The organism is Mucilaginibacter flavidus (assembly GCF_024055575.1).
GTDB lineage: Bacteria > Bacteroidota > Bacteroidia > Sphingobacteriales > Sphingobacteriaceae > Mucilaginibacter > Mucilaginibacter flavidus.
Map to the genome: position 1 here is coordinate 613160 of NZ_JAMXOE010000002.1, position 22346 is coordinate 635505.

The following is a 22346-nucleotide window of genomic DNA, read 5'->3' on the forward strand; positions in this document are numbered from 1 at the left end:
GATGATTACACCACCGGCTTCATCACAAACATCCCGCTATAATATTTCCTGTACCCCCAGCCTAAAAGCAGGTTGGGGCCAATCAGCAACACTCCCATCCACCAGCCGGATGGTACCGGGATGGTATGAAAAAGCAGCACATTTAAACTAATAGGAAAAAGCGCCACCGCAGAAAACGGCGCATACCGGTTAATAAGCAACGAAATCCCACCCAATATCTGGATAGTTTTTATCATGGGATAAAAGTACCCTACCCCTTTAAGGCCGGCAACAAACGCCCCGGTTACACCGGTATGCAAAGGCTGATACGGAATAAAACGCAGGAAATAATCAAGCCCGAATACCATGTATAGGAATCCGAGGACGATGCGGGATATGAGTACGGTGGCTTTCACAGAATATTTAATTTATATCGTGTTATTTAGCTTTTAAATAACACGATATAAAAGTGGGCAGCATTTCCCAAATTATCAAACATTCCACAAAATTTGCATCGTTTTATCCTTCGCCCGATGCATTAGCCAGGCTATTTAAAGCCCAGGTTGAGCGAAATAACGTTTGATGTTAACTGGGTGGATTGTTGATAGTGCCCATATCTTAGTTCCAGGTCGTGCAGCTTGTCCCAGCCGAAAACACCTTTTGGTGGTGCCAGCCTTATACCTGCGCCATAAAACTGGCTGTTAAACTTCGCATATTCATAGTTGCTGGTATAAAACTCTTCACTTGCGCTATGACCTTCAAAAGGCGCAAAATATTTGGCCGCTGTTTGTGTGTAATACCGGTAAAACGGCGAGAGTGAAAAGAAAGGCGTTATTTTAAATGCCACCTCGAGATTAGCGGTATTGGAACGGCTGCCCCAATTATCGAGGTAGTAGCGATAATAAGATCGTAATATTATATTATCGCCTAAAAAGTAATTGGCCCTGAAACCAATCGGCAGTTTAAAGCGCGATGAAGGCAATTTTTCGATGGTGTCTTTTTGATTGGTAAAATATACCCGGTGAAACGGCAGGCTCAAATAGCCGCTTTGGGCAACCAAATCGGCAAGGAACATTACCTGTAGCCTTGAATTGATGATTTGTGAGTAGCCAAACGATGCAGTGTAAGTTCCCCTTGGCTTTGTTGGCAGGCTTGGTTTTGAATAGGATGAGCCGCCATTGCTTAAAACCAAGTTACCGCTTGCAGTAGTAATGTAAGTAGCCCCGGTTGAAACCGGTGTAATTACAGGTATAAACTCCGAAGGATAAATCATCGTGACCTTGTCCTGGTAAACCTGGAATTTGGCGCTGAACTCGCCGTTTTTATCGTTCGTCTTTTTCGAAAAATGCACATCAGCGCCGCGCGACTTATAATTGTACTCGCCCGAATAATAAGCGCCTATGCCGAAAGTATTACCGGTAGTTGGGTTTTCAACAGTCCAGTCAACCGAAGGATAAATTCTAGTGCCGCCCTGTTTACCCTGGCCGGTGGTGGTTACATAAGCTGATGATGCCGAAGTATGATGGTCATACCCGAGGCCAAGCGAAATGGTATTTTTCTTTTCGTTGTCGCCCGTCCATACCAGCTTCAAATCCAACCCATTTGAAATATCCGAAACTTTTTCGGTACCGATGCCGCCTGTAATTGCCGAATGGAAGCCATTCTGCTTATAATAGCTGGAAACTATGTTAATTTCATCAACATGCAGCGCCCTTGGATTGTAGTCATCGGGCTGGGCGTTGGCCGGCAAGGGTTGGTATAAACTAAATGGCTTATTAGTGTGGACGGTGTCGGTTTTGGTTTGTGCAAAGGTGCTAAACCGGCAAATCATAGAAAAGCCGAATGCAGTCAGAAATACTTTTTTCATGATTAATTAGGGGATAAAAATGATTGAAATTAATTGCAGCCGCAGCCGCCGCCTGTTTTGCCGGCGTTGGCGCCTGATGCGCTTTCGCGGTACGACTGGAAGTTCATTTCATTTTTCTCCACCTTACGGTTACTTAAGGCCATTTCAGAATCGTTGATCCTGCTTTTTTGGTATTCTTTTAAGTGCACACATGATGTGGTAGCGGCCATCAGCACAACAGCCGCCATTAGTTTAATAGTTTGATTTATCATTTTTAGGGGTATCAAGTAATGTTAATATTTTTTGAAGTATACAGCTTATCATCGTCATCAATAATTATTGCTTCTATATCTTTCATCTGGTTAATCATATCAAGCCCGGCATAAACGCCCATAATAGTTACCGGGGTGGCCATGGCATCGGCAATTTCGGCATTGGTGCTAATGATAGTCACGCTTTTTATACCTGTCACCGGCAAGCCTGTACGTGGGTTTATGGTATGCGAGTATTTTTTACCATCTATCATCACAAACTTTTCGTAATTGCCCGATGTAGCAACTGCGGCATCTGTAAGGCTTAACTCCGAAAAAACCTGGCGGGAGGAATCCGGGTTGGCAATGCCAATTGTCCATTTCCTTCCGTCGGGCTGCGTTCCCCATACATTAAGATCCCCCGCTGCGTTTACAACCCCGCTTTCAACACCTGTTTGCTGCATAATCAGCTTTGCGCGCTCGGCAGCGTAACCTTTGCCTATCCCGCCAAAACCTATCCGCATGCCCCTTTCTCGCAAAAAAATAGTGCAGTTTTTATCGTCGAGGGTAATATTACGGTAGTTAATAAGCCTTACCATTTTTTTTGCGGTGTCTTTATCAGGCAGGGCCGTCATGTTTTGATCAAAGTTCCAAAGTTTTTTATCAATGGAGCCATAAGTAATATCAAATGCCCCCTGAGTAACTTTTGATATCACAATCGAGCGTTTTACCAGTTCAAACGTTTCCCTGCTAACCGCGACCGGTTGTATACCGGCGTTATTGTTTACCAGGTTGGTTTCGCTGTCGTTGTTATAGGTAGTAAGCAATTTTTCAATGCGCTTTACCTCCTCAATGGCCATTTCAATCCGTTCGTTTGCCCAATTTTCATCATCAGCCACAACGCTGAACTCAAATTGGTTCCCCATCAGCTTGCACCCTTTTTTAAAAACCTGCTTAACAGCCATATAATAAACAGAACGGGTTGATTAATGATTACCCCAATTATTTTCTTCTATCAATGTTACAACATGAATCTGAAGTTAGGATGAAATTCAAGGCTGGCTACAACAAACCGTGTAATTTTAACACTTATTAACATTTTTAAGGACATCTATCATCCCTGTATTTAACCTATTGGGCTATGCTGGATGTTTTTGCCGGGCATTTAGCCGGAAAAGCACCGGGTTTTAGTATCTTCAATACGTGATACAAATCATTATTCTTTCTGCTGCCGGTCATTCACGGGGTTTAGTAAACGATGCAAATTTGTGTCATGAGTCAGATAAACATAAAACATTTTGCCAACCTCAATAACGAGTGTTTGAGAGGTCTTGAGTTTTACCAGCACGAGCTTGGTTTCATGGAAAAGCGCCTGGAAGAAATTGCCACAGACAATACCGGCAAAGAGGTTGCTGAGGAGATTGAGCATTTCCAGAACAATTTCATCATCCACCGTAACTATATCACTGAGTTAAAACATCTTCTTCATGTAAATGATAAAACTATGGAAAGGCAACTTTTAGGTACCGGTGTTTTTGTTACCGAAGATACAGCCAACGAGCATCAGGAGATATATAAAGATTATTTAACAGAAGAAAAGCTTTTTAATGACCTGCGTCATGAGTTTAACCGCTTTGCGGCTAAATGGATGTAGCAGTGGTTAGTTTTGTTGGAGGTTTAATAACACAGCGGCGTATGCATAAAGCATGTCCCGCTGTTTTTTTACCTGGGGTTTGGTTGTAAACTACTAACTACTATGACAGCATAACCGGCGGCCAGCTTTTCGGTGTTCAAATCAGTAGCCGATTGTATTTGGATAGAGCATAACAGTTTTTTGGATTTTAAATCAAACAGATCCGTTTTCCAGGCAAAATCCGTATCGATAATATAGTAACCGGGTTTGTATACCTGGTTAAATAAATCGTTACGGTAGATGTCAAAACGGTTGTAATAATCGCCATAGGGCGGATAGTAAATATTGTCGGGAAGGTACTTACGTTCGCTGGACTTACCGGTTAATGTAACTGTTAATACAGCATCAAACCCGCTGCCTTGTAGTTTCTCAATCGCAGTTTGCTCATCCACATCCGCTACATCACTTGCGTACACCTTTTTCGATGCGGTTGCATTACAACCAATAGCATTTAATTGAGTAACTAATTGTTTTTCAAGCTTCGCTTCCGCCTGGAACTGTTCCCGGGGTAATAACGCGAGTACCAATATTTTTTTACCCCCAAGGGAATTAAAATCGTTTGCCTTCCATTGTGTGATCAACCTGGGTGGGGTGCACCCTGCAATTAAAAACAATAGCGGCAATAATTTTTTTACCGTTCCCTGTAGTTTTTTCATAGCAACGAGTTCCTTTTGGGTTCGCGCTTTTCGTACCGACCGGTTTTTTTGGTTAAAACTATTTTGTAAACAATAAGTTCAACCCGGGTACCGATATCGCTTTCAAGCTCGGTAATGCCATGCGACGGATGATTGGTTTCAATATTCATCAGGTTCATTATCCTATCGATCAGCTTTTGCATAATGCATTGTTTTTCATCCAAATCGGTTATTTCCTCGAACCTGCCCCAGGCTATAACGCTTTGCCAGTTGCCCATGTTCCTGATATTATCAACCTGGAAACACACCTCCGGATCCTGGCGCATCATATCTATTTTCATGCCTGCGGCCGAGTGGGCGTAAACGGCTGAATTTTCGTACACGAAATTTACCGGCACTATATAAGTAATCCCTTCAGAATGGCAGCCAATACGCCCTACAGCTGCCGACTTTAATAGTTCCTCTACCTGGTATTCACGCAATTCTCCTAACATGACTTGATAAATTGGTTTTTTTATTTAAGCACTGAATAACACAAATTTAACGCCCGTAGTAACCGGCTAAAATGATGCCCCTCATCTAACCGGGTGATGACTGTCATTTTAATGGCGCCGGGATTTCTCCAAATTCACATTTAAATAAATGGAGTAGTTATGAGAGCTGATGATAAAATTCTGAAGTACATCAGGGAGGAGTTAAAATGGGAGCCATTGCTGCACGATCTCTGTATTGCTGTAGCGGTTAAAAACGGGATCGTAACGCTGTCGGGCAAAACCAGCGGTTACCGGGCGAGACGGGCAGCTACACAGGCCGCCGGGCGGGTAAAAGGCGTAAAAATCATCGTTGATAAAATAGAAGTTTGCCTGCCTGTTTATGATTGCCTTGACGACAGAATAATAAACATAGAAATAACTAATGCATTACACTGGCATGGAATAGTGCCTTCGGATAAAATAACAGCAACCGTGAAACATGGCATTGTTACATTGACAGGCGAAGCGGATGAGCCATACCAACTGGAAACGGCGATCAACGCCATTAGCCACCTGCGGGGGATAAAAGATATAATTAACCATATTACAATACAACAACATCCTGATGCCCTACACAGGCATCGTGAACAGGCACCGGGTGAATACCATAATTGACAAAATAGCAATTTACGCTGATTGACATGGAAAACATTTTAGTATTGACCGATTTTTCGCACAGTGCAGCCATGGCCGCAAACGCGGCGGTGGGCCTTGCCATAAAACTGGAGGCAAACATCATTTTACTGAATACCTATTTAACTACTCCGGAACCCGGCGGCGTTTTAAAGTGTGCAGTAAACAGGTCTGATGCGTTGCATAACGAAGCTGGGAGGTTAACGCACCTTATTAACCGGCATGGCGCCGGCAGTTTTAAGCCCGGTTTAAAAATAATGCAGGAACAGGGAATGTTATCGGCAAATGTTGAAATGGTGCTGCGCGGTAATGCAGTTTTAATGGTCATTATGGGAAGCCGCAGCAAAATTAACAGCAACTCGTTTTATGGCAGCGATATTTATGCGGTTATTAATAAAGCAACCTGCCCTGTGCTGGTGATACCGGATAGCCAGCATCAATTTGTTATCCACAACCTGGTGTTTTTAACCGACATGCCAACAACCGATTTAAACGCTGCGGAATACCTGGCAAAGCTTGCAAAAATTTTAAAATTCGACATATTGATAAGCCCGGTAACAGACCAGGTAATGGTAATGGATTTACTGGAGGCTGATGAACCGGCCTGCTTTACCGGCAACGTATCAAAGTTGAACGGTGATGCTGTATGTTTAGCAAATTTGCAGGGCGATAATTTTTCGCAGGAGCTAATAACTGTTAAACAACCGGTAAAAACCAGCGTAATTGCCATAGTCCATAAAAAACATTACCTGTACTGGCGCTTGTTTAACCAGGTTCAGTCGAAAGTTTTATCGCAGCATAACAAGGCATCTTTTCTTATTTTACCTGAGTCTTAGATGCCAGGCAATGATTACTCGTGTACAGGAAATTCGAGAACAAATGCAGTTCCCTTTTTTGGGATACTTTTCACTGTTATGGCTCCGTTCATCAGCTCTGTATAGCGTTTTACTATATTTAAACCAAGACCCGTGCCCGAAACATCGCTAACATTGCTGGCCCGGAAAAATGCTTCGAATAAATACTGTTGTTCATCCTCCGGAATTCCAATGCCATTATCAGTTACCCTAATGTTAAGTTTTTGAGCAGTTCTGACGGTCGTCAATGTAATTAAAGCGCCTTCACCAGAATATTTTACGGCATTCGACAATAAATTGATTATACAATGCTGTAGCATGGCATTGTCTGATATAACATTTACGCTGCCCTTGTGTATGTATTTTATCCGCTGATTGGGTTTTGCCTGCAGTTTTATTCCTTCAATAATATCATCGCAAAGCGCCTTTATATCGAACTCGCCAGCCGAAGGGACAACTTTTCCGGATTCAATCCGCTCGACGGATAGAAAATCGTTCAGGATATCAGTGAGGCTGCCCACTGCCGATTTTATCTTGGCCAGGTGCCCAAATATCTTTAATTTATCAATCTTGTCGTAATAATGTTCGATAAGCGATGCAGAAAGCTGAATACTGCTGAGCGGGGTACGAAACTCATGGGATGCCATGGAGACAAAGCGGGTTTTCATTTGGTTTATTTCCTGCTCCTTTAAAAGCGATTGGCTGACCTCGTCTTTTGCCTGTTCAAGTTCCTGTACAATATTTTCCAGCGATTCGGTTCTTTCGGCTACTTCTTTTTCAAGTTTGATGTTATGATCTTTCAGCTGTTCTACAGCCAGTTTCTCGGCAGTCAGATCATGAATAATACCAACATAAATACGTTTGCCACCGTCCGGCACTTCGCTAACCGCCAGCCCGGCCGGAAACGTTTTGCCGCTTTTTTTTAATGCGGTTACTTCGCGACCAATCCCTATAATATTGCTCTCACCGGTTATTTCGTACCTGTTAATATAATTATTATGATTTGCACCATCAGATGATGGAATGATTATTTTAACATTCTGGCAACACATTTCATCCGCAGTGTATCCAAACAAGGCGCAGCAGGATGGATTTGCAGACAATATTTCACCTTCGCTGTCTATAACTATTATACCATCAATAGCGTTTTCAATAATGGCTTTCAATAGTGCTTCGTCGTACATAACAGCGTTGTTAATGTGCGTGAGATTTTTATCCTCAAAAATTCCCAAAGACTGCCCTTTTGCCGACATCATAAAGGCTATTTAATTAGGTGTTTATAATTACAAATATTAGGATTAATACCATGTCAATAAATGACCAAACTCACTTTTAAAAGCGTACTAAAATCATTTTTTAATGTTTTTTTAAGTGACAGCTATCATTTTTTACTTATTAAATAATTCGAAAATTTGTCTATACAATTTAATTAAATGCCTATATGAAAACCGATGCTGAAATTCAAAAAGACGTAATGGATGAGCTCAAGTGGGAGCCCATACTTAACGCAACCGAAATTGGCGTAGCAGTTAGCAACGGCGTAGTTACTTTAAGCGGTTATGTAGATACTTTTCATAAAAAATCAGCTGCCGAAAACGCTGCATGGCGCGTAAAGGGCGTAACAGCCGTAGCAGAAGAACTGGAAGTACGGCTGCCGTTCGACGCCCGCCTTACTGATGTAGAAGTGGCGGAAAAAGTTGCGCACACCGTTAAATGGCACACAGTTATACCCGATGAAAATATAAAAATAAAAGTTACCGACGGATGGGTAACACTGGAAGGTGAAGTACACTGGAACTTTCAAAAAGAGTCGGTATTTAACGCAATCCGCACGCTTAGCGGCGTAAAGGGAGTAAGCAACTACATTGTTGTAAAACCAAAGGTTGACACAACTTTAGTTAAAGATAATATACGCAAAGCGCTTGAACGCAACGCCGACCTGGAGGCGGCCAATATTAAAGTTGAAACCATGGGAAATAAGGTTATTTTAAAAGGAACCGCCCACTCGTGGAAAGAAAGACGCGCGGTTGAAACTGCGGTTTGGTCGGCCCCGGGCGTGGTTGCAATTGATGACCAATTAGTTATTGCCTGATAAATAAAACAATCACGCAGTTGGCCGGCGGGGGATGGTGATCCTGCCGGTTTTTAACAATGCTTAAAAATTTGGATTATGAAAACAATACTGGTTTTAACCGATTTAAGCGCCAATGCCTTACCTGCGGCAAAAGCAGCCTGCATGCTTAGCGGAGTGATGAACACAAACCTGGTGTTACTTAATACTTGTGCCGACATACCCTTGCAGGCCGGCTATTCTGACATGCCCGGCGGCCCATGGCTGGTTGATGACTTTATGGAGTGGGACAAGGAGCGAAACGCCGACTTGCTGGAACACGCTTCGTCGCTGGAGCCTTATATAGCAAAGTTAGATCCATCTAAAAGAAAGCCTTCGGTACACTGCGAATACGCAGATGGAACATTGGCCGACAGTGCCGTTACACTTATTGAAACTAAAAACGTTGAGCTGATAGCTATGGGCGCCCCGCATAGCAGCAGATTTGATCATTTTTTAACTGGAAGTGATACTGCGGCTGTTATTAATAATGTTACCCGGCCGGTGCTGGTTGTGCCCGCAGGTTATGAACTTAAGCGCATTAAACGGGTTGTGTTTGCAACCGACTATAACGATGCCGACATAAAGGCGCTGCATTACCTGGTAAAAATGGGGAGGTTATTTAATTTTCATTTGGAAGTTGTACATGTTTCGTTACCCGGAGAAGATAAAACACCCGCTGCTTATAAAGAGAAAGTATTTTTGAGCCTGCAGCAAATAAAATACGACAGGATTAGCTACAAAGAAATTGGCGGAAAGGATGCGGTGAAGAGACTGAATGCCTATTGCAAAGAAACAGGCGCCGACTTGCTTGCAATGGTACATTATCACAACTCTTTTTTTGCGCGAATTTTTAACCAAAGCGCCAGCAAGCAAGCGCTGGTAAATAACGAGTTGCCTTTGCTGATATTCCCGCCGAAGATGGAAAAAGAATAGGAAGAGTTTATTATTATGAAATCACTAAAATTCAATTTCAGCCACCCGGTTAACGGCATTGTAAAGCTACTGAATTTAGTAAATCCAGGTCAAAGCCGCGCAATGCCGTTAACTACCATTGCGGACGATTCGGCCAATATATCTGTGGACGGGCTGCCTGTAGGCAGGTGGAAAGCCTGCATTGAATGGGAGCATGATGGAAGGACTTTTTTCTACGAAGAGGTGTTTGAAGTGTAGCGGCGAGCGCGCATCTTTTACTCCATTACAAGTACCGCTGCACCTTTTATCTTGCCGCTTCGTAACAGGTTTAGTGCGTCATTAGCCTGGTGCAGTTTAAAAAATTCGGTTTGCGTTTCAACGTGCGCAGTTTTCAAAATATCAAAAAAGTCTACACCATCTGCGCGTGTAAGGTTTGCCACAGATTGCACCGACCGCTCCCCCCACAGCAAATCGTATGAAAACGCCGGAATTTGGCTCATATATATACCGCCGCAAATTACTTGCCCGCCTTTATCCAAATTTCTCAAAGCAGCGGGGATCAGTTCGCCGGCCGGGGCAAAAATTATAGCTGCGTCCAACTTTACCGGCGGGCTGTCAGAACTGCCGCCAACCCAAGCTGAACCGAGTTTCTCAGCAAAACTTTGTCCTGCAATGTCCCCATCCTTTGTAAATGAAAATATGGTTTTGCCCTGGGCTATTGCCAGTTGGATTAATATATGGGCTGCAGCCCCAAACCCGTAAAGCCCGATATTTTTGGCCGTGGGGTTTATCATTTTGTACGAACGAAAGCCAATTAACCCTGCGCATAATAACGGGGCCGAGTTTGCCGAACTATGCTGTTCATCCAGCAAAAAACAAAACCGGGCATCAGCAACTGTGTACTCCGCGTATCCACCGTCAATAGTGTAGCCGGTAAATCCTGGGTTATCGCATAAGTTCTCCTTCCCTGCAAGGCAGAATTTACATTTTCCACAGGTATACCCTAACCAGGGCACGCCAACAATATCATTAATAATAATACTGTTAACATCGCTGCCGCGGCCTACTACCTTCCCAATAATCTCGTGGCCGGGAACCAACGGTAGTTTAGGCCGGGTCAGTTCTCCGTCGACAACATGCAGGTCGGTTCGGCAAATGCCGCATGCTATAATCTTAATTAATACCTGGTTTGCAGCAGGGCGCGGAACAGGCAGTTTATTGTAAACTAACGGTTCGCCGGCGCGTTCAAACACCATGGCATTCATTAAGGTTGGTATATCCATTTAAATTAAAAAACGACAGGATGTAAAACCATGATTTAAATAAGCGCTTTGTACCCTTCAGGAAACACCAACAATGGCACTTCAACCTGCCTGGCTATCTGATGTGTATGGCTGCCTATAAAAATCTTCTGAAAAAAGCTATGTGGCCGGTGCACCATGGCCAATATATCAACCTGCCCGTGTTCGGCAAGCCATTCCAGCCCGTTGTTTACGTTGCGGCTTTTTATATGACGATAATAAACCTTTGGATAATCGGCCTTGCAGGTAATCTCGTTTAAAAACGCATCAACTTTTTGCTGATGTTTCGGGTCGTCGTATTTCTCATCGGTAACGTGTGCTATCAAAATTTCCGCGTTAAACGGATACGCAAGAATGCCGAGCGAATGGATTATTTCCACATCAGATTTTGAGAGATCAGTAGCAAAGGCTATTTTATTCACCCCATTGTAGGTGGCATCAGTCGGTACCAGCAAAACGGGGAATCCCGCCTTATCAATCATCGCATTGCTGTTACTGCCCAAAAAAGCCCGGCTTAGTTCGCCGTTCCCCCAGGTTCCCATCACCAGCAGCCCCGATTTTTCCCCGGCAACAAAATTGCGTGCAACATCTGTAACGGCGCCAACTTCGCTGCCGTAGGTAATTTCGGGATGAAATGATGATGGCTCCGATACAGCTTTTTCCTCGTTTGCCAGCTTGTCGGCAAGTGAGCTTAAATCTGTAGTTACGTCTTCTTTTACTGTTTCATAATCTTCCAGGGGCCAGGCCACCTGTGCTGCCATTGGCGCTTCGGCCGGCACTTTAAAAGCATGGCATAACTTTATACCCACTTTTATATTTTTTGCAAAGTGCAAAGCATACCGGGCCGCATTTTCTGATGCCGGCGAGAAATCTGTTGCTACAACTATCGTTTTCATGATATTGAAGTTTTTTTAAGTTTTATTGCATTGTAAGGGGCTGCTCAACATTGTAAAGCGCCATTTCCAAACGTTTGTCAAGGTTGTAGATATCGTTATACATCACCACGTAGCCATCAACAACTTCGCTGGTTAAATAGGTTACTTTTATTGGCACCGCCTTTTTAAGGGTAAATGTTTTGGTTTGATAATTCTTCATCGCACGATATACCTCCGGCACCTTATTGCCGCCGCCATCTTCCTGTAAAATCAGCCCGGCCAGCTTTCCGGCATTTTCAACCCTTATGCAACCGTGGCTAAATGCGCGGTCGGTTTTTGCAAACAGCTTTTGCTCGGGTGTGTCGTGCAGGTAAACGTCATAAACATTCGGAAACCTGAAGACTATAGCACCCAGGCTGTTGTCGCAACCGGATGACTGCCTGGCGTAATAGCCCGACGGGTTACGCAACGCCGCCAAAATATTGCTCCGAGTTGGTTCAATATACTTTCCGCTGTTGCTATAAATAGCATAGTGACTGTTTTCGAGGTAATCGATATTCTTAAGCGCCTTGGGTAATGTTTCCTTAGCAAATATTTTTTGCGGCACCTTCCATTCGGGGGCTGTAGTAAAATGGCTAATTGCGCTCTCCAATGTAGGGGTCGGGGTCTCGGGCTTTCCTACTATCACCTTAAAGCGGTAAGTAGTATCCGGCTTTTGCACAGTTAGTGTGTATGATGGGATATTAATGGTGATATTATAAGGCTCATCATTACTTATCCAGCGCAGGCGTTCCATATTAACGGCCATTTTCCTGAGGTCGCCCTCCGGTGTTTCATAACAGTCGCCTGTGTATAAACCGGTCAACAAATGCATATGATATTGAAGGCTTATGTAAGCGGCAGATTTGGGCTGCACGTTAATAGCAGCGCTCATAAAGTCTTTATCAATAAAGGCTGCGGCCAATACACTATCGGCAAGCATGTTACCTTTAATCCCCTCATCAACCTTACCGGCAACATAGTTTGGATTAAGCTTTCCGTAGTGCAGGTTATTTATAAAAGCCAGCATAGCATCGGTTAACATAATATCATATGCTGCCTTTTCCATATTGTTAGCCTTATCAAAATGTTCGGTTAAAAAGTGCAGTTTGTCGTATTGTAATTCCTGCGGGTGATAGTCGGCGTGGTTTAAACCAAACTGCATCACGCAATCGAGCAGCAGCATGGCCTCCCATGAGTGCGCCATTATTGTTTCGGGTTTTACCCAAGCCAGGGTGTAGCCATTTTGGCTATAAAAGCGTTTGAGTGAAGCCGGGTAATAGTAGCCTGCCCCATTTGCCAATAATTCCTTTATTGATACTGAAACAGAAGTATCCTGAACGGCCGGTAATATTACGTGGGCTTTATAACTCACCGTTTTCATACTGGTAAAAAACAGGACAACCAGCAACGCTGTCGCTACCCCGGCAAGGTGCCTTTTTACCTTAAAAAATGAGACATATAATGCTTTCATGACCACTTTAATTAATAATTTAAAGTTGGCTATAAACGCTTGCCTAAATAATGACGATGGTCATATTTAGCATTGACTTGACGCACAATTGCGGTGGTTCAATTGCTTGATTTTAACAATTTTGCGTTCATTTTTTTGTAGAAAATCCGCTTTAACAGTTCGGCGGAGGCTATATAAAAAAGCACTATTACCAGCATCCACACATACAAAACAGCCGGCAGCCTCGCAAACCCGAACCACCCGGCAAATGGTGTAAAAGGGATGGCCAGGGTAAATATTAAAATGGCTACTGTGGCTATTGAAAGCAGCTTGCCGGGCAGGCTTTTAAAAAACGGTAGCCGAGTACGTACAACAAGCACAATCAGTGTAGCCGAAATAACCGACTCGGTAAACCACCCGGTTTGAAACGTTTTTTCGTTAACGTGAAATACCAGGATTAAAACGCCAAAGGTGAGGTAATCAAATACAGAGCTCAGCAAGCCAAAGGTTATCATGAAACGTTTGATAAACCCGAGGTCCCATCGTTGCGGCGATTGGATGTTGATATCATCCACCCGGTCGGCAGCAATGGTCATCTCCGGGAAATCGGTGAGTAAATTGGTTAATAATATTTGTTTGGGCAACAGGGGCAAAAACGGCAGGAACAGCGAGGCACCCGCCATGCTGAACATATTGCCAAAATTGGCGCTGGTAGCCATAAAAACATATTTCATGGTATTGGTAAAGGTTTTCCGGCCTTCAATAATGCCATTTATTAACACATCAAGGTTGCGGCTTAAAAGCACAATATCGGCAGCTTCCCTGGCCACATCAACCGCAGTGTTTACTGATATACCCACATCAGCAGTGTGCAGGGCAGGCGCATCGTTAATGCCATCGCCCATAAAGCCCACTACGTTGCCTGCTTTTTTAAGTATGGTTATTATCCGCTCCTTTTGATTTGGTTCAACTTCGGCAAAAATATGTGTAAGGGGGGCCTGGTGAATAAGGGCGGCGTTGCTCATCTTCATCAATTGGGCGCCGGTAAGAATTTTAGGATCGCTGAAACCAATTTGCAAAGCAAGGCTGCGGGCAACCAGTGCATTATCGCCAGTAATTATTTTTAGCTGAACGCCCAGTTGGTTAAGGTTGTTTATCGTTTTAATTACATCGGCTTTTGGCGGATCAAACAAGGTGACGAACCCTAAAAATATCATTTCCTTTTCATCATCCTTTGTAAAATCGTGGCCGGCATCCGTGGGTTTATAGGCCACCCCTAATGTGCGATAGCCGGCGTTGCTAAATTGTACGTATTGCTCATCAATCTTTTTATGGCAATCAGCAATAGCTATCAACTTTCCATCGGCATTTTCGGCCCTGGTGCATATTGATAAAATAGCATTTAGTGCACCCTTGGTAATGGCAATGTTTTGCGTTTTATTTTTTACCTGTACGGTGAGCCTTTTCCTTATAAAATCATAAGGCACCTCGGCCTGCGCTGTGAAATCAACGGCGGTGTCTTTATATCCCAGGCAAATGGCCTCATCAATAGGATTATGAAAGCCCTGCTGCATCGATGCATTAAGCCATGCGTACTGCAGCACTTTTTCACTGTGTGTGCCGTCAATATCCAGGGTATCTTTTAAATTAACCTTGCCATCGGTAATGGTGCCGGTTTTGTCGGAACAAAGGATATTCATGCTGCCAAAGTTTTCTATTGAGGACAGCTTCTTGACAATTACCTGCTGCTTAGCCATGCGCCTGGCCCCCGTTGAAAGGTTAACGCTGATAATAGCCGGTAATAATTGCGGCGTTAACCCAACCGCCAGCGCAAGCGAAAACAAAAACGAATCCAGCACCGGCTTGTGCAGGTAAACGTTTGCCGCAAAAATTATTATCACCAGCAAAAGCGTTATTTCCATCAACAGGTAACCAAACCTGCGTATGCCCCTTTCAAAATCTGTTTCGGGTGTTTTTTGCTGCAGCTGTGCCGATATTTTACCAAACTCGGTATTAATCCCGGTTTTAACGACAAGTGCCGTTGCTTTGCCGCTAATAACGTGCGACCCCATAAACAAGGTATTCTTACGTTTTGCCAGCGGCGTGTTTTCGGGCAACACGCAAACGCTTTTTTCAACCGGGTAGGTCTCGCCGGTAAAAGCAGCTTCGTCAATAAACAAAGCCTGCGCTTCAAGTATCAGCGCGTCGGCAGGGATAATATCGCCGGCTGTTAAACTTATGATATCGCCGGCTACAACAACTTCAAGCGGCACCTCCGTTTTTTTGCCCGAACGCAAAACTGTGCAGTGCAGCTGCACCATTTTTAAAAGTTCGCTAACGGCACGTGCAGCGCCTTTTTCCTGCCAAAAGCCTAAAATACTGCTTATTAAAACTATTGCGAGTATAATTACGGTATCTGCAACGTCGCGCAAACCTGCTGATAGCAACGCTGCTACTATAAGCAGTAAGGTAACCGGGCTTTTAAACTGGGCCAAAAGCAGCATTAAACCCGAAGTATTGGCTTTGGCTTTTATTGAGTTGGGGCCATATTGCTTCAGCCTTGCGGCCGCTTCATTTGGTGCCAGACCGCTTTCTGTGGCAGATAATTGTTTAAGAGCATCGGTAGTTGTTAACTGCCAAAATGATTGTGAGTTGCCCGGTTGATTTTTCAATTTGTATTTATTTAGGGGTATTTTAAACTGGCCGGAGTGCGCCTACCCAAATCTACCAAATACCGACCAACAAAAAAACTATAAATCAACCCTTTAACCGAAAGTTTACTTCCTTATGCGTTGTACATTTTCTCATAGTACTCGTTAGCCAAACGCCCGGCCTCAAATTGCGGAACGACATCGGCCGCGGCTTTTTTTAGTATTGACAGCCATTTTTGGGGATCACTATAGTACGTCGGCAAAACAATATTTTCGAGGGTTTCTAACAGGGTTAACGCTTCCTGCCTGTCACGTTCTTCCTGCGATAATTCGTCGGGAGCAGGTTTTATAATAAAGCTGTTCTTTTGATCGTTGGCAAATTCAGGAACCCACCCGTCGGGTAACGAAAGATTAATTGAGCCGTTCATTGCCGCCGCCATACCACTGGTGCCTGATGCTTCGCGGTACATCCGTGGATTGTTTAGCCAAACATCCGACCCTTTTTTCAGCAAGGCAGACAGTTCCAGTTCGTAGCCGGTAAGCACGGCACAATTGGCAAAAGGTCTGGCGCGCGTAATAATTGAATTAAAGAGATCAATTGAAGGCTGGTCGCCGGGATAAGGTTTGCCGGCCCAAATAATTTGCACCGGGTAGTTTGTATTTTCCAACAGTTTTAAAAACCTGTCCCAATCATACATCAGCAAATCGGCCCGTTTATAACCGGCGAAGCGCCTTGCCCAAACAATAGTTAAAACATCTTCATTAAATAATTTACCACACTGGTTGGCAACGATTTTGAATAACAATTGCTTGAGCTCCTTCTTCCTGCTGATAATGACCTCATCCTTGTTGGCTGTTATTGCTTCATCCAGTATTGCATCGGCCCAGTAGGTTTTATTCTGGGCATTGGTAATGGATATAATCTCGCAAATACCGGTATTATTGCCCCACATATGCCGCGCTACTTCGCCATGGATTTTTGATACACCATTTGCCTTGCGGGCAAATTTTAATGCGCCCAGGGTATAATTAAACCTTTCACCCTCCAGCCCGAGGATTGATTTCACCTCGTGCTCCTGCATGTGGTAAAACAGCGACATATCTTTTAACATACCGAAGCTGTGTTCTTCGTTACCGGCCATCTCGGGTGTATGGGTTGTAAACACCACCCTTTTTTTCACTTCATCGAGGTTATTGAATTTGGCATACAGGTAAAATGCAAGCGGTATCGAGTGTCCCTCGTTCATGTGGTAAACTTCAGGCTCCATTTTCAATATATCCAGCAGCATAGCGCCGCCTATACCCAAAACTATGCTTTGGGCTATACGGGTAGCTTCATTGGCATCGTATAAGTAGCGTGTTATCGACCGCGACTCCTCGTCGTTTTCGGGCACATCGGTGCTTAACAAAAACAACGGTGCCGAGCCAAACGTTTCTGGTTTTAAAAGCCAGGCCTTAACATGCACAGGAGCATCGTGTACCTGGACAGTAAAAACTATCCCTGTATCCTGCAAAAAAGAATATTGCTTTTCAATAAATTCGGGCTTCATCAGCGCTTCCCTATCCCTGCCCTGGTCATAGTATCCATATTTCCAAAGCATGCCGATACCCAGCAAGTTTTGCTTTAACTGATAAGCGCTACGCAGGTGTGAACCCGCAAGGAAACCCAGGCCACCGCTGTATATTTTCAGCGCCTGGTCAATGGCAAACTCCATCGAAAAATAGGCTACTGCCTTGCTATATTTTTTATCGGGCTCGTAGCCGAATATTTCATTTTTGTCGATCATCGAATAGTTAACCCGATTTGCACTTTAAGGTTTCTCTTTTTAAAACAAACTATTTATTTTGACATGGATATGAGTTACAAGGCTCCAAAAATATTGCTATTACTCAGCAAGTTCATGTGCTGCTGTCCATTTCCAGTTTTTTATTTCGGGCATATCGTCAAGATTAGCACAAATGTAATCGTGGTGCTCTTGTAATTTTCCTTCACAAAAAGCTATAAAAGCATCAGCTTGCTTGCGCAATCGCGGAACCCTTCTTACTGCTTCCATCGCCAGGTGGTACCTGCTCATTTTGTTGAGCACTACCATATCAAAAGGTGTGGTGGTAGTGCCTTCTTCCATATATCCCCTTACGTGGAAACGTGCAGGGTCGGGGCGACCGTGTACCAGGTCATGTACAATGCGCACATAACCGTGAAAAGCAAAAATCACATCGGTACGGTCGGTAAACAATGTCTTGAATAGTTCATCGCTCATTCCATGCGGATGGTATGCCTTTGGGGACAGCGACATCAAGTCGACCACATTAACCACGCGAACTTTTAATCCCGTAAAGTGTTGCTGCAGCAACTCTGCGGCGGCAACTGTTTCGAGTGTAGGTACATCGCCGGCACATGCCATAATGATCTCTGGCTCAAAACCTTTACTATTGCCAGCCCATTCCCATACTGACGCCCCGGCCGCGCAGTGGGCAACGGCGTCATCCATATTAAGCCATTGCAGCTCGGGCTGTTTGCCGGCAACAATTACATTTACATAATCTTTGCTTAGCAGACAATGATGCATCACTGATGTTAATGTATTTGCATCGGGCGGTAAATAAATACGCACTACCGAACTTTTTTTATTTACAACAGTATCAATAAAACCCGGGCCCTGGTGGCTGTAGCCATTATTGTCCTGTCGCCACACGTGCGAAGTCAGCAAATAATTAAGCGATGCAATGGGCTTGCGCCATGGCAGTTCATTTGCAGTTTTTACCCACTTGGCATACTGGCTAAACATGGAATCGATAATGGTGATGAACGCCTCGTAGCACGGGAAAACGCCATGCCTGCCCGTTAGCAAATAGCCTTCGAGCCAGCCCTCGCAAAGGTGCTCGCTTAAAACCTCCATTACACGCCCGTCTTTTGCAAGTTTATCGTCGTTTGCAAATGTTCTTTCCATAAAACAACGGTTCGTTACTTCAAAAACAGCCTCCAGCCTGTTCGACGTAGTTTCATCGGGGCAAAACAGCCTGAAGTTTTTATTTTGCTTGTTTAGTGAGAATACGTCGCGCAGGTATTTACCAAGGTTACGGGTGCTTTCGGCCTCAATAACTCCCGGCTCGGGTACATCCAGCTCATATTTTTTAAAATCGGGCAATTGCAGCTCTTTCAACAAAAGCCCGCCGTTGCCATAGGCCAATGCGCTCATCCTTTTTTCCTTTTTCGGCGCCAGCGTAGCAAGTTCAGGAACAAGTTTGCCATTTTCATCAAACAGCAGTTCGGGGTGGTAGCTCCGCATCCATTTCTCGACGTATTTAAGCTTGTCTAAATTTTCCCTTACCCCGGTTAACGGAACCTGGTGCGAGCGGAAAGTGCCTTCAATTGGTACGCCGTCCCATTCTTTAGGGCCAGTCCATCCTTTTGGCGTCCGCATGATAATTACCGGCCATTGGGCAGGTTTAGCCGGGTTACCGTGCCTGGCGTCAGTTTGAATATTTTTTATCCTGCGGTACGCCGCGGCCATAACTCCTGCCATTTGGCAATGCACCGATCTGGGGTTATCACCCTCAACAAAAAACACATCGTAGCCATAACCTGTAAACAATTGCCGCAAGGTTTCATCGCTCATTCGGGCAAGCACAGTCGGGCCCGATATCTTATAACCATTAAGATGTAATATTGGCAACACCGCGCCATCTCTTGCCGGGTTCAAAAATTCAATTGATTTCCAGCTGCCTTCAAGCGGGCAGGTTTCGGCCTCGCCATCGCCTACTACGCAGGCCACCAGCAAATCCGGGTTATCAAACGCGGCGCCAAATGCGTGCGAAAGGGCATAACCCAGCTCCCCGCCTTCGTGTATTGAACCTGGCGTGTGTGCACTAACATGGCTTGGTATACCGCCCGGTGTTGAAAACTGCCTGAAAAGCTGCCTCATACCCTCCTCATTTTCGGGCACAGCCGGGTAAATTTCTGAATATGTACCCTCCAGGTAGGTATGGGCTATAATAGCCGGTGCGCCATGCCCAGGCCCGCAAATGTACAATACATCGGCATCGGTGTCGTTAATCAGCTTATTGAGGTGTACATAAACAAGGTTTAGACCTGGCGACGTCCCCCAGTGGCCCAGCAACCTTGGCTTAATATGTTCAGGCTTTAAAGGCTCTTTCAGCAACGCATTTTCCTGCAAATAGATCTGACCGGCTGCAAGGTAGTTCGCGGCGTTCCAGTAATCATTTATTTTTACTAATTCAGCTTCTGTTAGCGTACTCATAACCTTATTATTTTAATTGTTTACCAAATTTTGTGTGTGTGATGCTATCATCCATTCCTCATCAGTTTGCATCACCTTAACTTCCACCCGGCTATCTGCCGATGATATAAATTCCAGCCCGTTCCTGTTTGATTTTGGGTTTATTTCGATGCCCATAAAATCCATATCCTTGCAAATTCGCTCGCGAATAACAGCTGAATTAGCGCCAATGCCCCCGGTAAAAACCAATATATCGACCCCGCCGATAGCTGCAGCAAGCGAGCCTATCATTTTTTTCGCCTGGTAGCAAAATAATTCAACAGCAGCCCTGGCGTCCGGGTTATGCATCTCAATATTCAATAGTTTGCGTACATCGCTAAACCCGCCAATGGCCTTTAATCCCGATTCCTTACTGAATAAGGTGTCTAACTCGTCGGCGGTTAACTGTTCATGTTTTAGCAGGAACAATGAAACGCCGGGGTCAAGGTCGCCTGGCCGGGTGCCCATCACCAAACCGCCCATCGGGCTCATACCCATCGTGGTGTCGACACCGATGTTGTTTTTTATGGCAGCCATACTTGCACCATTGCCCAAGTGTGCTATTATAATGCGCTTACGCCCAAGTGCAGCTGTTTTGCCGGCAAGTTTTTGAATAATATACTCGTACGACAGGCCGTGAAACCCGTATCGCTGGAGTCCCATGTTTTTATATTTTTCCGGCAAGGCGTAATACTTAGCACAATCAGGCATATGCAGGTGAAAGGAGTTATCAAAGCAGGCTATTTGTGGAATTTCCGGGAAAGTATCTCTGAAAATATTTATTACTTCAAGTTCGGCAGGCAGGTGATTAGGGGCCAGGTAAACCAGTTTGCCAAGGTTGTGCAACATGTAGTCTGTCAGCAGCGCCGGATGTTTACCCTCAGGGCCACCCTGCACTACCCGGTGCCCCGCAGCCACAATAAATTCTACAAGGTTATTTTTTTCCAGCCATTGTAATAATTCATCAAAAGCAACGACGGTATTATTATACAGGCCTCTTTTTTGAAAAACGACAGCGCCTGCAGCATTTTTTACGGTGAAGGCATCGTTGCCGGTGCCGCCAATTTCAACGGTACCAATATATCGTGCTTCGAGCGTTTCATAATTATAAAGGCCAAACTTCAGGCTCGATGAGCCAACATTTATCGTCAATATAAACTTCGGTTGTTTATCCATCCTTCTTTATAAAATGATGTTATTATGTTCTGATGCTAAGGTCGGCAGTATTGATTGCCCCAAAAATGACGGGGTAGCATATGGTTAGTGATGCAGGTCACTTTTCATGATACAAAGGGCGTTTATAAGAAAAGCACGCATAATTTCAAGCTATGGCCGGCTAAATGACACTATTTAAGTCATTTATCAAGGTGACCGTTGTCATTCTTTACAAAGAAAATAAACCCAAGATTTGTTTTAAATAACTGGACATGAAAACAATATTAGTTTTAACAGACCTTTCGGAGAACGCCGCCAATGCTACCCGTACCGGCGCTTTGCTGGCAGCGCAGCTTCAAGCCGACCTGCTGTTATTTAATGCTTACGTAACAGCACCTATAATACCCCAGTATGCGGGCGGCCCATGGATTATGGACGAAATAGCAGAACGGGAGCACATGTGTATTGAAAAACTTGAGAAACAACGTAATTTACTTGAGGGTTATTTATCGGTAAAAGGTACCGAGCCGGCGCAGCCGATAATTCATATAAGGGCAGGTGCAGGCAGTTTAACCGGTAATGTTGACGAAATTACGCATCAGAGAAAAATAGAAATGATTATAACAGGCTCGCGTAACGGCAGCACTATTGACCACTTAGTTGGCGGGAGCGATACGTATGCTATTATTGACAAATCAACGCGCCCTGTACTAATTGTACCGCCGGGCAACGAGCCTAAGCGGTTTAAAAAGATGGTTTTTGCTACAGATTTTGAAGATGACGATATTACCGCCCTGCCATATCTTATTAAGCTGGCAAAACAACTGAATTGTAAGATGGAAGTTGTTCACGTGCAAACCGCCGGCGATGGGGACATTGCTTCAAATAACCAGTTAAAAACTTTTTTAACCGAAATCCACAAGCAAAAATACCCGGGTATAAGTTATAGCGAAATAAGGGGAAAGGATGTGGTAAACAGGCTTAATACCTATTGCAATGAAACCAAAGCCGATGTGCTTGCACTTACGCATCACCAGGATTCGTTTTTAATGCGTCTCATTCGGAACAGCACATCGAAAAAAATCCTTACTAATCAACATGTGCCATTGCTGGTAATTCCATCAAACATCAAAAACTAAAAAG

Annotated in this window: 21 protein-coding genes; 7 read left to right on the top strand and 14 right to left on the bottom strand. The window is 44.3% G+C overall.

Annotated features, from left to right (window positions below; all coding sequences use genetic code 11):
• Nucleotides 1–5 precede the first annotated feature (5 nt).
• The 4 genes from NAF19_RS06830 to NAF19_RS06845 all read right to left on the bottom strand — a co-directional run bounded on the left by NAF19_RS06830 (nt 6) and on the right by NAF19_RS06845 (nt 3041).
• A complete protein-coding gene (locus NAF19_RS06830) occupies nt 6–395 on the bottom strand; it encodes a DoxX family membrane protein (protein ID WP_252789074.1) in 390 nt (129 codons plus the stop codon).
• 131 nt (nt 396–526) lie between these two features.
• A complete protein-coding gene (locus NAF19_RS06835; protein WP_252789075.1) occupies nt 527–1846 on the bottom strand; it encodes a DUF3570 domain-containing protein in 1320 nt (439 codons plus the stop codon).
• Nucleotides 1847–1875: 29 nt separating this feature from the next.
• Complete coding sequence (locus NAF19_RS06840; RefSeq protein WP_252789076.1) at nt 1876–2097, bottom strand: DUF4266 domain-containing protein; 222 nt, start codon at nt 2095–2097, stop codon at nt 1876–1878.
• Nucleotides 2098–2108: 11 nt separating this feature from the next.
• Nucleotides 2109–3041 (bottom strand): FAD:protein FMN transferase, encoded by a 933-nt coding sequence (locus tag NAF19_RS06845; protein ID WP_252789077.1) that lies wholly within the window; start codon nt 3039–3041, stop codon nt 2109–2111.
• Between the two features lie 308 nt (nt 3042–3349).
• On the opposite strand from NAF19_RS06845, the gene NAF19_RS06850 reads away from it, so the two are divergent.
• Complete coding sequence (locus NAF19_RS06850) at nt 3350–3730, top strand: hypothetical protein (protein WP_252789078.1); 381 nt, start codon at nt 3350–3352, stop codon at nt 3728–3730.
• 68 nt (nt 3731–3798) lie between these two features.
• On the opposite strand, the gene NAF19_RS06855 is transcribed toward NAF19_RS06850, so the two are convergent.
• Together NAF19_RS06855 and NAF19_RS06860 are read right to left on the bottom strand one after the other, a co-directional pair.
• Complete coding sequence (locus NAF19_RS06855) at nt 3799–4425, bottom strand: hypothetical protein (RefSeq protein WP_252789079.1); 627 nt, start codon at nt 4423–4425, stop codon at nt 3799–3801.
• Nucleotides 4422–4898 carry a pyridoxamine 5'-phosphate oxidase family protein gene (locus NAF19_RS06860; protein WP_252789080.1) on the bottom strand — a complete coding sequence of 159 codons (477 nt, stop codon included), beginning with the start codon at nt 4896–4898 and terminating at the stop codon, nt 4422–4424. The genes NAF19_RS06855 and NAF19_RS06860 overlap by 4 nt, the downstream gene beginning before the upstream one ends.
• Nucleotides 4899–5057: 159 nt before the next feature.
• Between NAF19_RS06860 and NAF19_RS06865 the strand changes: the two genes are divergently transcribed.
• Entirely contained in the window at nt 5058–5552 is a 495-nt protein-coding gene (locus NAF19_RS06865; RefSeq protein ID WP_252789081.1) for a BON domain-containing protein, read from the top strand.
• A gap of 26 nt (nt 5553–5578) precedes the next feature.
• A complete protein-coding gene (locus NAF19_RS06870) occupies nt 5579–6406 on the top strand; it encodes a universal stress protein (RefSeq protein ID WP_252789082.1) in 828 nt (275 codons plus the stop codon).
• Nucleotides 6407–6420: 14 nt separating this feature from the next.
• Here the strand turns inward: NAF19_RS06870 and NAF19_RS06875 are convergent, their stop codons facing one another.
• Nucleotides 6421–7680 (bottom strand): PAS domain-containing sensor histidine kinase, encoded by a 1260-nt coding sequence (locus NAF19_RS06875; protein WP_370362849.1) that lies wholly within the window; start codon nt 7678–7680, stop codon nt 6421–6423.
• Between the two features lie 185 nt (nt 7681–7865).
• On the opposite strand from NAF19_RS06875, the gene NAF19_RS06880 reads away from it, so the two are divergent.
• The 3 genes from NAF19_RS06880 to NAF19_RS06890 all read left to right on the top strand — a co-directional run bounded on the left by NAF19_RS06880 (nt 7866) and on the right by NAF19_RS06890 (nt 9707).
• A complete protein-coding gene (locus tag NAF19_RS06880) occupies nt 7866–8516 on the top strand; it encodes a BON domain-containing protein (RefSeq protein ID WP_252789083.1) in 651 nt (216 codons plus the stop codon).
• Nucleotides 8517–8594: 78 nt separating this feature from the next.
• Entirely contained in the window at nt 8595–9470 is an 876-nt protein-coding gene (locus tag NAF19_RS06885; RefSeq protein WP_252789084.1) for a universal stress protein, read from the top strand.
• Nucleotides 9471–9485: 15 nt separating this feature from the next.
• The gene (locus tag NAF19_RS06890; protein ID WP_252789085.1) at nt 9486–9707 is read left to right on the top strand and encodes a hypothetical protein; all 222 of its coding nucleotides are present in this window, start codon (nt 9486–9488) and stop codon (nt 9705–9707) included.
• Between the two features lie 17 nt (nt 9708–9724).
• Here the strand turns inward: NAF19_RS06890 and NAF19_RS06895 are convergent, their stop codons facing one another.
• The 7 genes from NAF19_RS06895 to NAF19_RS06925 form a co-directional block, all read right to left on the bottom strand.
• Nucleotides 9725–10732 carry a zinc-dependent alcohol dehydrogenase family protein gene (locus NAF19_RS06895; RefSeq protein ID WP_252789086.1) on the bottom strand — a complete coding sequence of 336 codons (1008 nt, stop codon included), beginning with the start codon at nt 10730–10732 and terminating at the stop codon, nt 9725–9727.
• Nucleotides 10733–10767: 35 nt separating this feature from the next.
• A complete protein-coding gene (locus NAF19_RS06900) occupies nt 10768–11646 on the bottom strand; it encodes a universal stress protein (RefSeq protein WP_252789087.1) in 879 nt (292 codons plus the stop codon).
• A gap of 22 nt (nt 11647–11668) precedes the next feature.
• The gene (locus NAF19_RS06905; protein WP_252789088.1) at nt 11669–13138 is read right to left on the bottom strand and encodes a L,D-transpeptidase scaffold domain-containing protein; all 1470 of its coding nucleotides are present in this window, start codon (nt 13136–13138) and stop codon (nt 11669–11671) included.
• A gap of 98 nt (nt 13139–13236) precedes the next feature.
• Nucleotides 13237–15789, bottom strand: coding sequence for a magnesium-translocating P-type ATPase (gene mgtA / locus NAF19_RS06910; protein ID WP_252789089.1), 2553 nt, complete (start codon nt 15787–15789; stop codon nt 13237–13239).
• Nucleotides 15790–15902: 113 nt separating this feature from the next.
• A complete protein-coding gene (gene glgP / locus NAF19_RS06915) occupies nt 15903–17555 on the bottom strand; it encodes an alpha-glucan family phosphorylase (protein ID WP_252789090.1) in 1653 nt (550 codons plus the stop codon).
• Nucleotides 17556–17654: 99 nt separating this feature from the next.
• Complete coding sequence (locus NAF19_RS06920) at nt 17655–20030, bottom strand: phosphoketolase family protein (protein WP_252789091.1); 2376 nt, start codon at nt 20028–20030, stop codon at nt 17655–17657.
• A 12-nt stretch (nt 20031–20042) separates the two neighbouring features.
• Nucleotides 20043–21224 carry an acetate/propionate family kinase gene (locus NAF19_RS06925; protein WP_252789092.1) on the bottom strand — a complete coding sequence of 394 codons (1182 nt, stop codon included), beginning with the start codon at nt 21222–21224 and terminating at the stop codon, nt 20043–20045.
• A 251-nt stretch (nt 21225–21475) separates the two neighbouring features.
• Between NAF19_RS06925 and NAF19_RS06930 the strand changes: the two genes are divergently transcribed.
• On the top strand, nt 21476–22342 hold the full coding sequence (locus tag NAF19_RS06930; RefSeq protein ID WP_252789093.1) for a universal stress protein: 867 nt from the start codon (nt 21476–21478) through the stop codon (nt 22340–22342).
• Nucleotides 22343–22346: the final 4 nt, after the last annotated feature.

What these genes read in the sequence shown, in the direction of transcription:
- NAF19_RS06835 (WP_252789075.1), bottom strand. Translation starts at nt 1,846, where the DNA reads ATGAAAAAAGTATTTCTGACTGCATTCGGCTTTTCTATGATTTGCCGG.
- NAF19_RS06880 (WP_252789083.1), top strand. Translation starts at nt 7,866, where the DNA reads ATGAAAACCGATGCTGAAATTCAAAAAGACGTAATGGATGAGCTCAAG.
- NAF19_RS06875 (WP_370362849.1), bottom strand. Translation starts at nt 7,680, where the DNA reads ATGATGTCGGCAAAAGGGCAGTCTTTGGGAATTTTTGAGGATAAAAAT.
- NAF19_RS06890 (WP_252789085.1), top strand. Translation starts at nt 9,486, where the DNA reads ATGAAATCACTAAAATTCAATTTCAGCCACCCGGTTAACGGCATTGTA.
- NAF19_RS06840 (WP_252789076.1), bottom strand. Translation starts at nt 2,097, where the DNA reads ATGATAAATCAAACTATTAAACTAATGGCGGCTGTTGTGCTGATGGCC.
- NAF19_RS06930 (WP_252789093.1), top strand. Translation starts at nt 21,476, where the DNA reads ATGAAAACAATATTAGTTTTAACAGACCTTTCGGAGAACGCCGCCAAT.
- NAF19_RS06850 (WP_252789078.1), top strand. Translation starts at nt 3,350, where the DNA reads ATGAGTCAGATAAACATAAAACATTTTGCCAACCTCAATAACGAGTGT.
- NAF19_RS06870 (WP_252789082.1), top strand. Translation starts at nt 5,579, where the DNA reads ATGGAAAACATTTTAGTATTGACCGATTTTTCGCACAGTGCAGCCATG.
- NAF19_RS06855 (WP_252789079.1), bottom strand. Translation starts at nt 4,425, where the DNA reads ATGAAAAAACTACAGGGAACGGTAAAAAAATTATTGCCGCTATTGTTT.
- NAF19_RS06845 (WP_252789077.1), bottom strand. Translation starts at nt 3,041, where the DNA reads ATGGCTGTTAAGCAGGTTTTTAAAAAAGGGTGCAAGCTGATGGGGAAC.
- NAF19_RS06860 (WP_252789080.1), bottom strand. Translation starts at nt 4,898, where the DNA reads ATGTTAGGAGAATTGCGTGAATACCAGGTAGAGGAACTATTAAAGTCG.
- glgP (WP_252789090.1), bottom strand. Translation starts at nt 17,555, where the DNA reads ATGATCGACAAAAATGAAATATTCGGCTACGAGCCCGATAAAAAATAT.
- NAF19_RS06905 (WP_252789088.1), bottom strand. Translation starts at nt 13,138, where the DNA reads ATGAAAGCATTATATGTCTCATTTTTTAAGGTAAAAAGGCACCTTGCC.
- NAF19_RS06865 (WP_252789081.1), top strand. Translation starts at nt 5,058, where the DNA reads ATGAGAGCTGATGATAAAATTCTGAAGTACATCAGGGAGGAGTTAAAA.
- NAF19_RS06920 (WP_252789091.1), bottom strand. Translation starts at nt 20,030, where the DNA reads ATGAGTACGCTAACAGAAGCTGAATTAGTAAAAATAAATGATTACTGG.
- NAF19_RS06895 (WP_252789086.1), bottom strand. Translation starts at nt 10,732, where the DNA reads ATGGATATACCAACCTTAATGAATGCCATGGTGTTTGAACGCGCCGGC.
- NAF19_RS06925 (WP_252789092.1), bottom strand. Translation starts at nt 21,224, where the DNA reads ATGGATAAACAACCGAAGTTTATATTGACGATAAATGTTGGCTCATCG.
- NAF19_RS06900 (WP_252789087.1), bottom strand. Translation starts at nt 11,646, where the DNA reads ATGAAAACGATAGTTGTAGCAACAGATTTCTCGCCGGCATCAGAAAAT.
- NAF19_RS06885 (WP_252789084.1), top strand. Translation starts at nt 8,595, where the DNA reads ATGAAAACAATACTGGTTTTAACCGATTTAAGCGCCAATGCCTTACCT.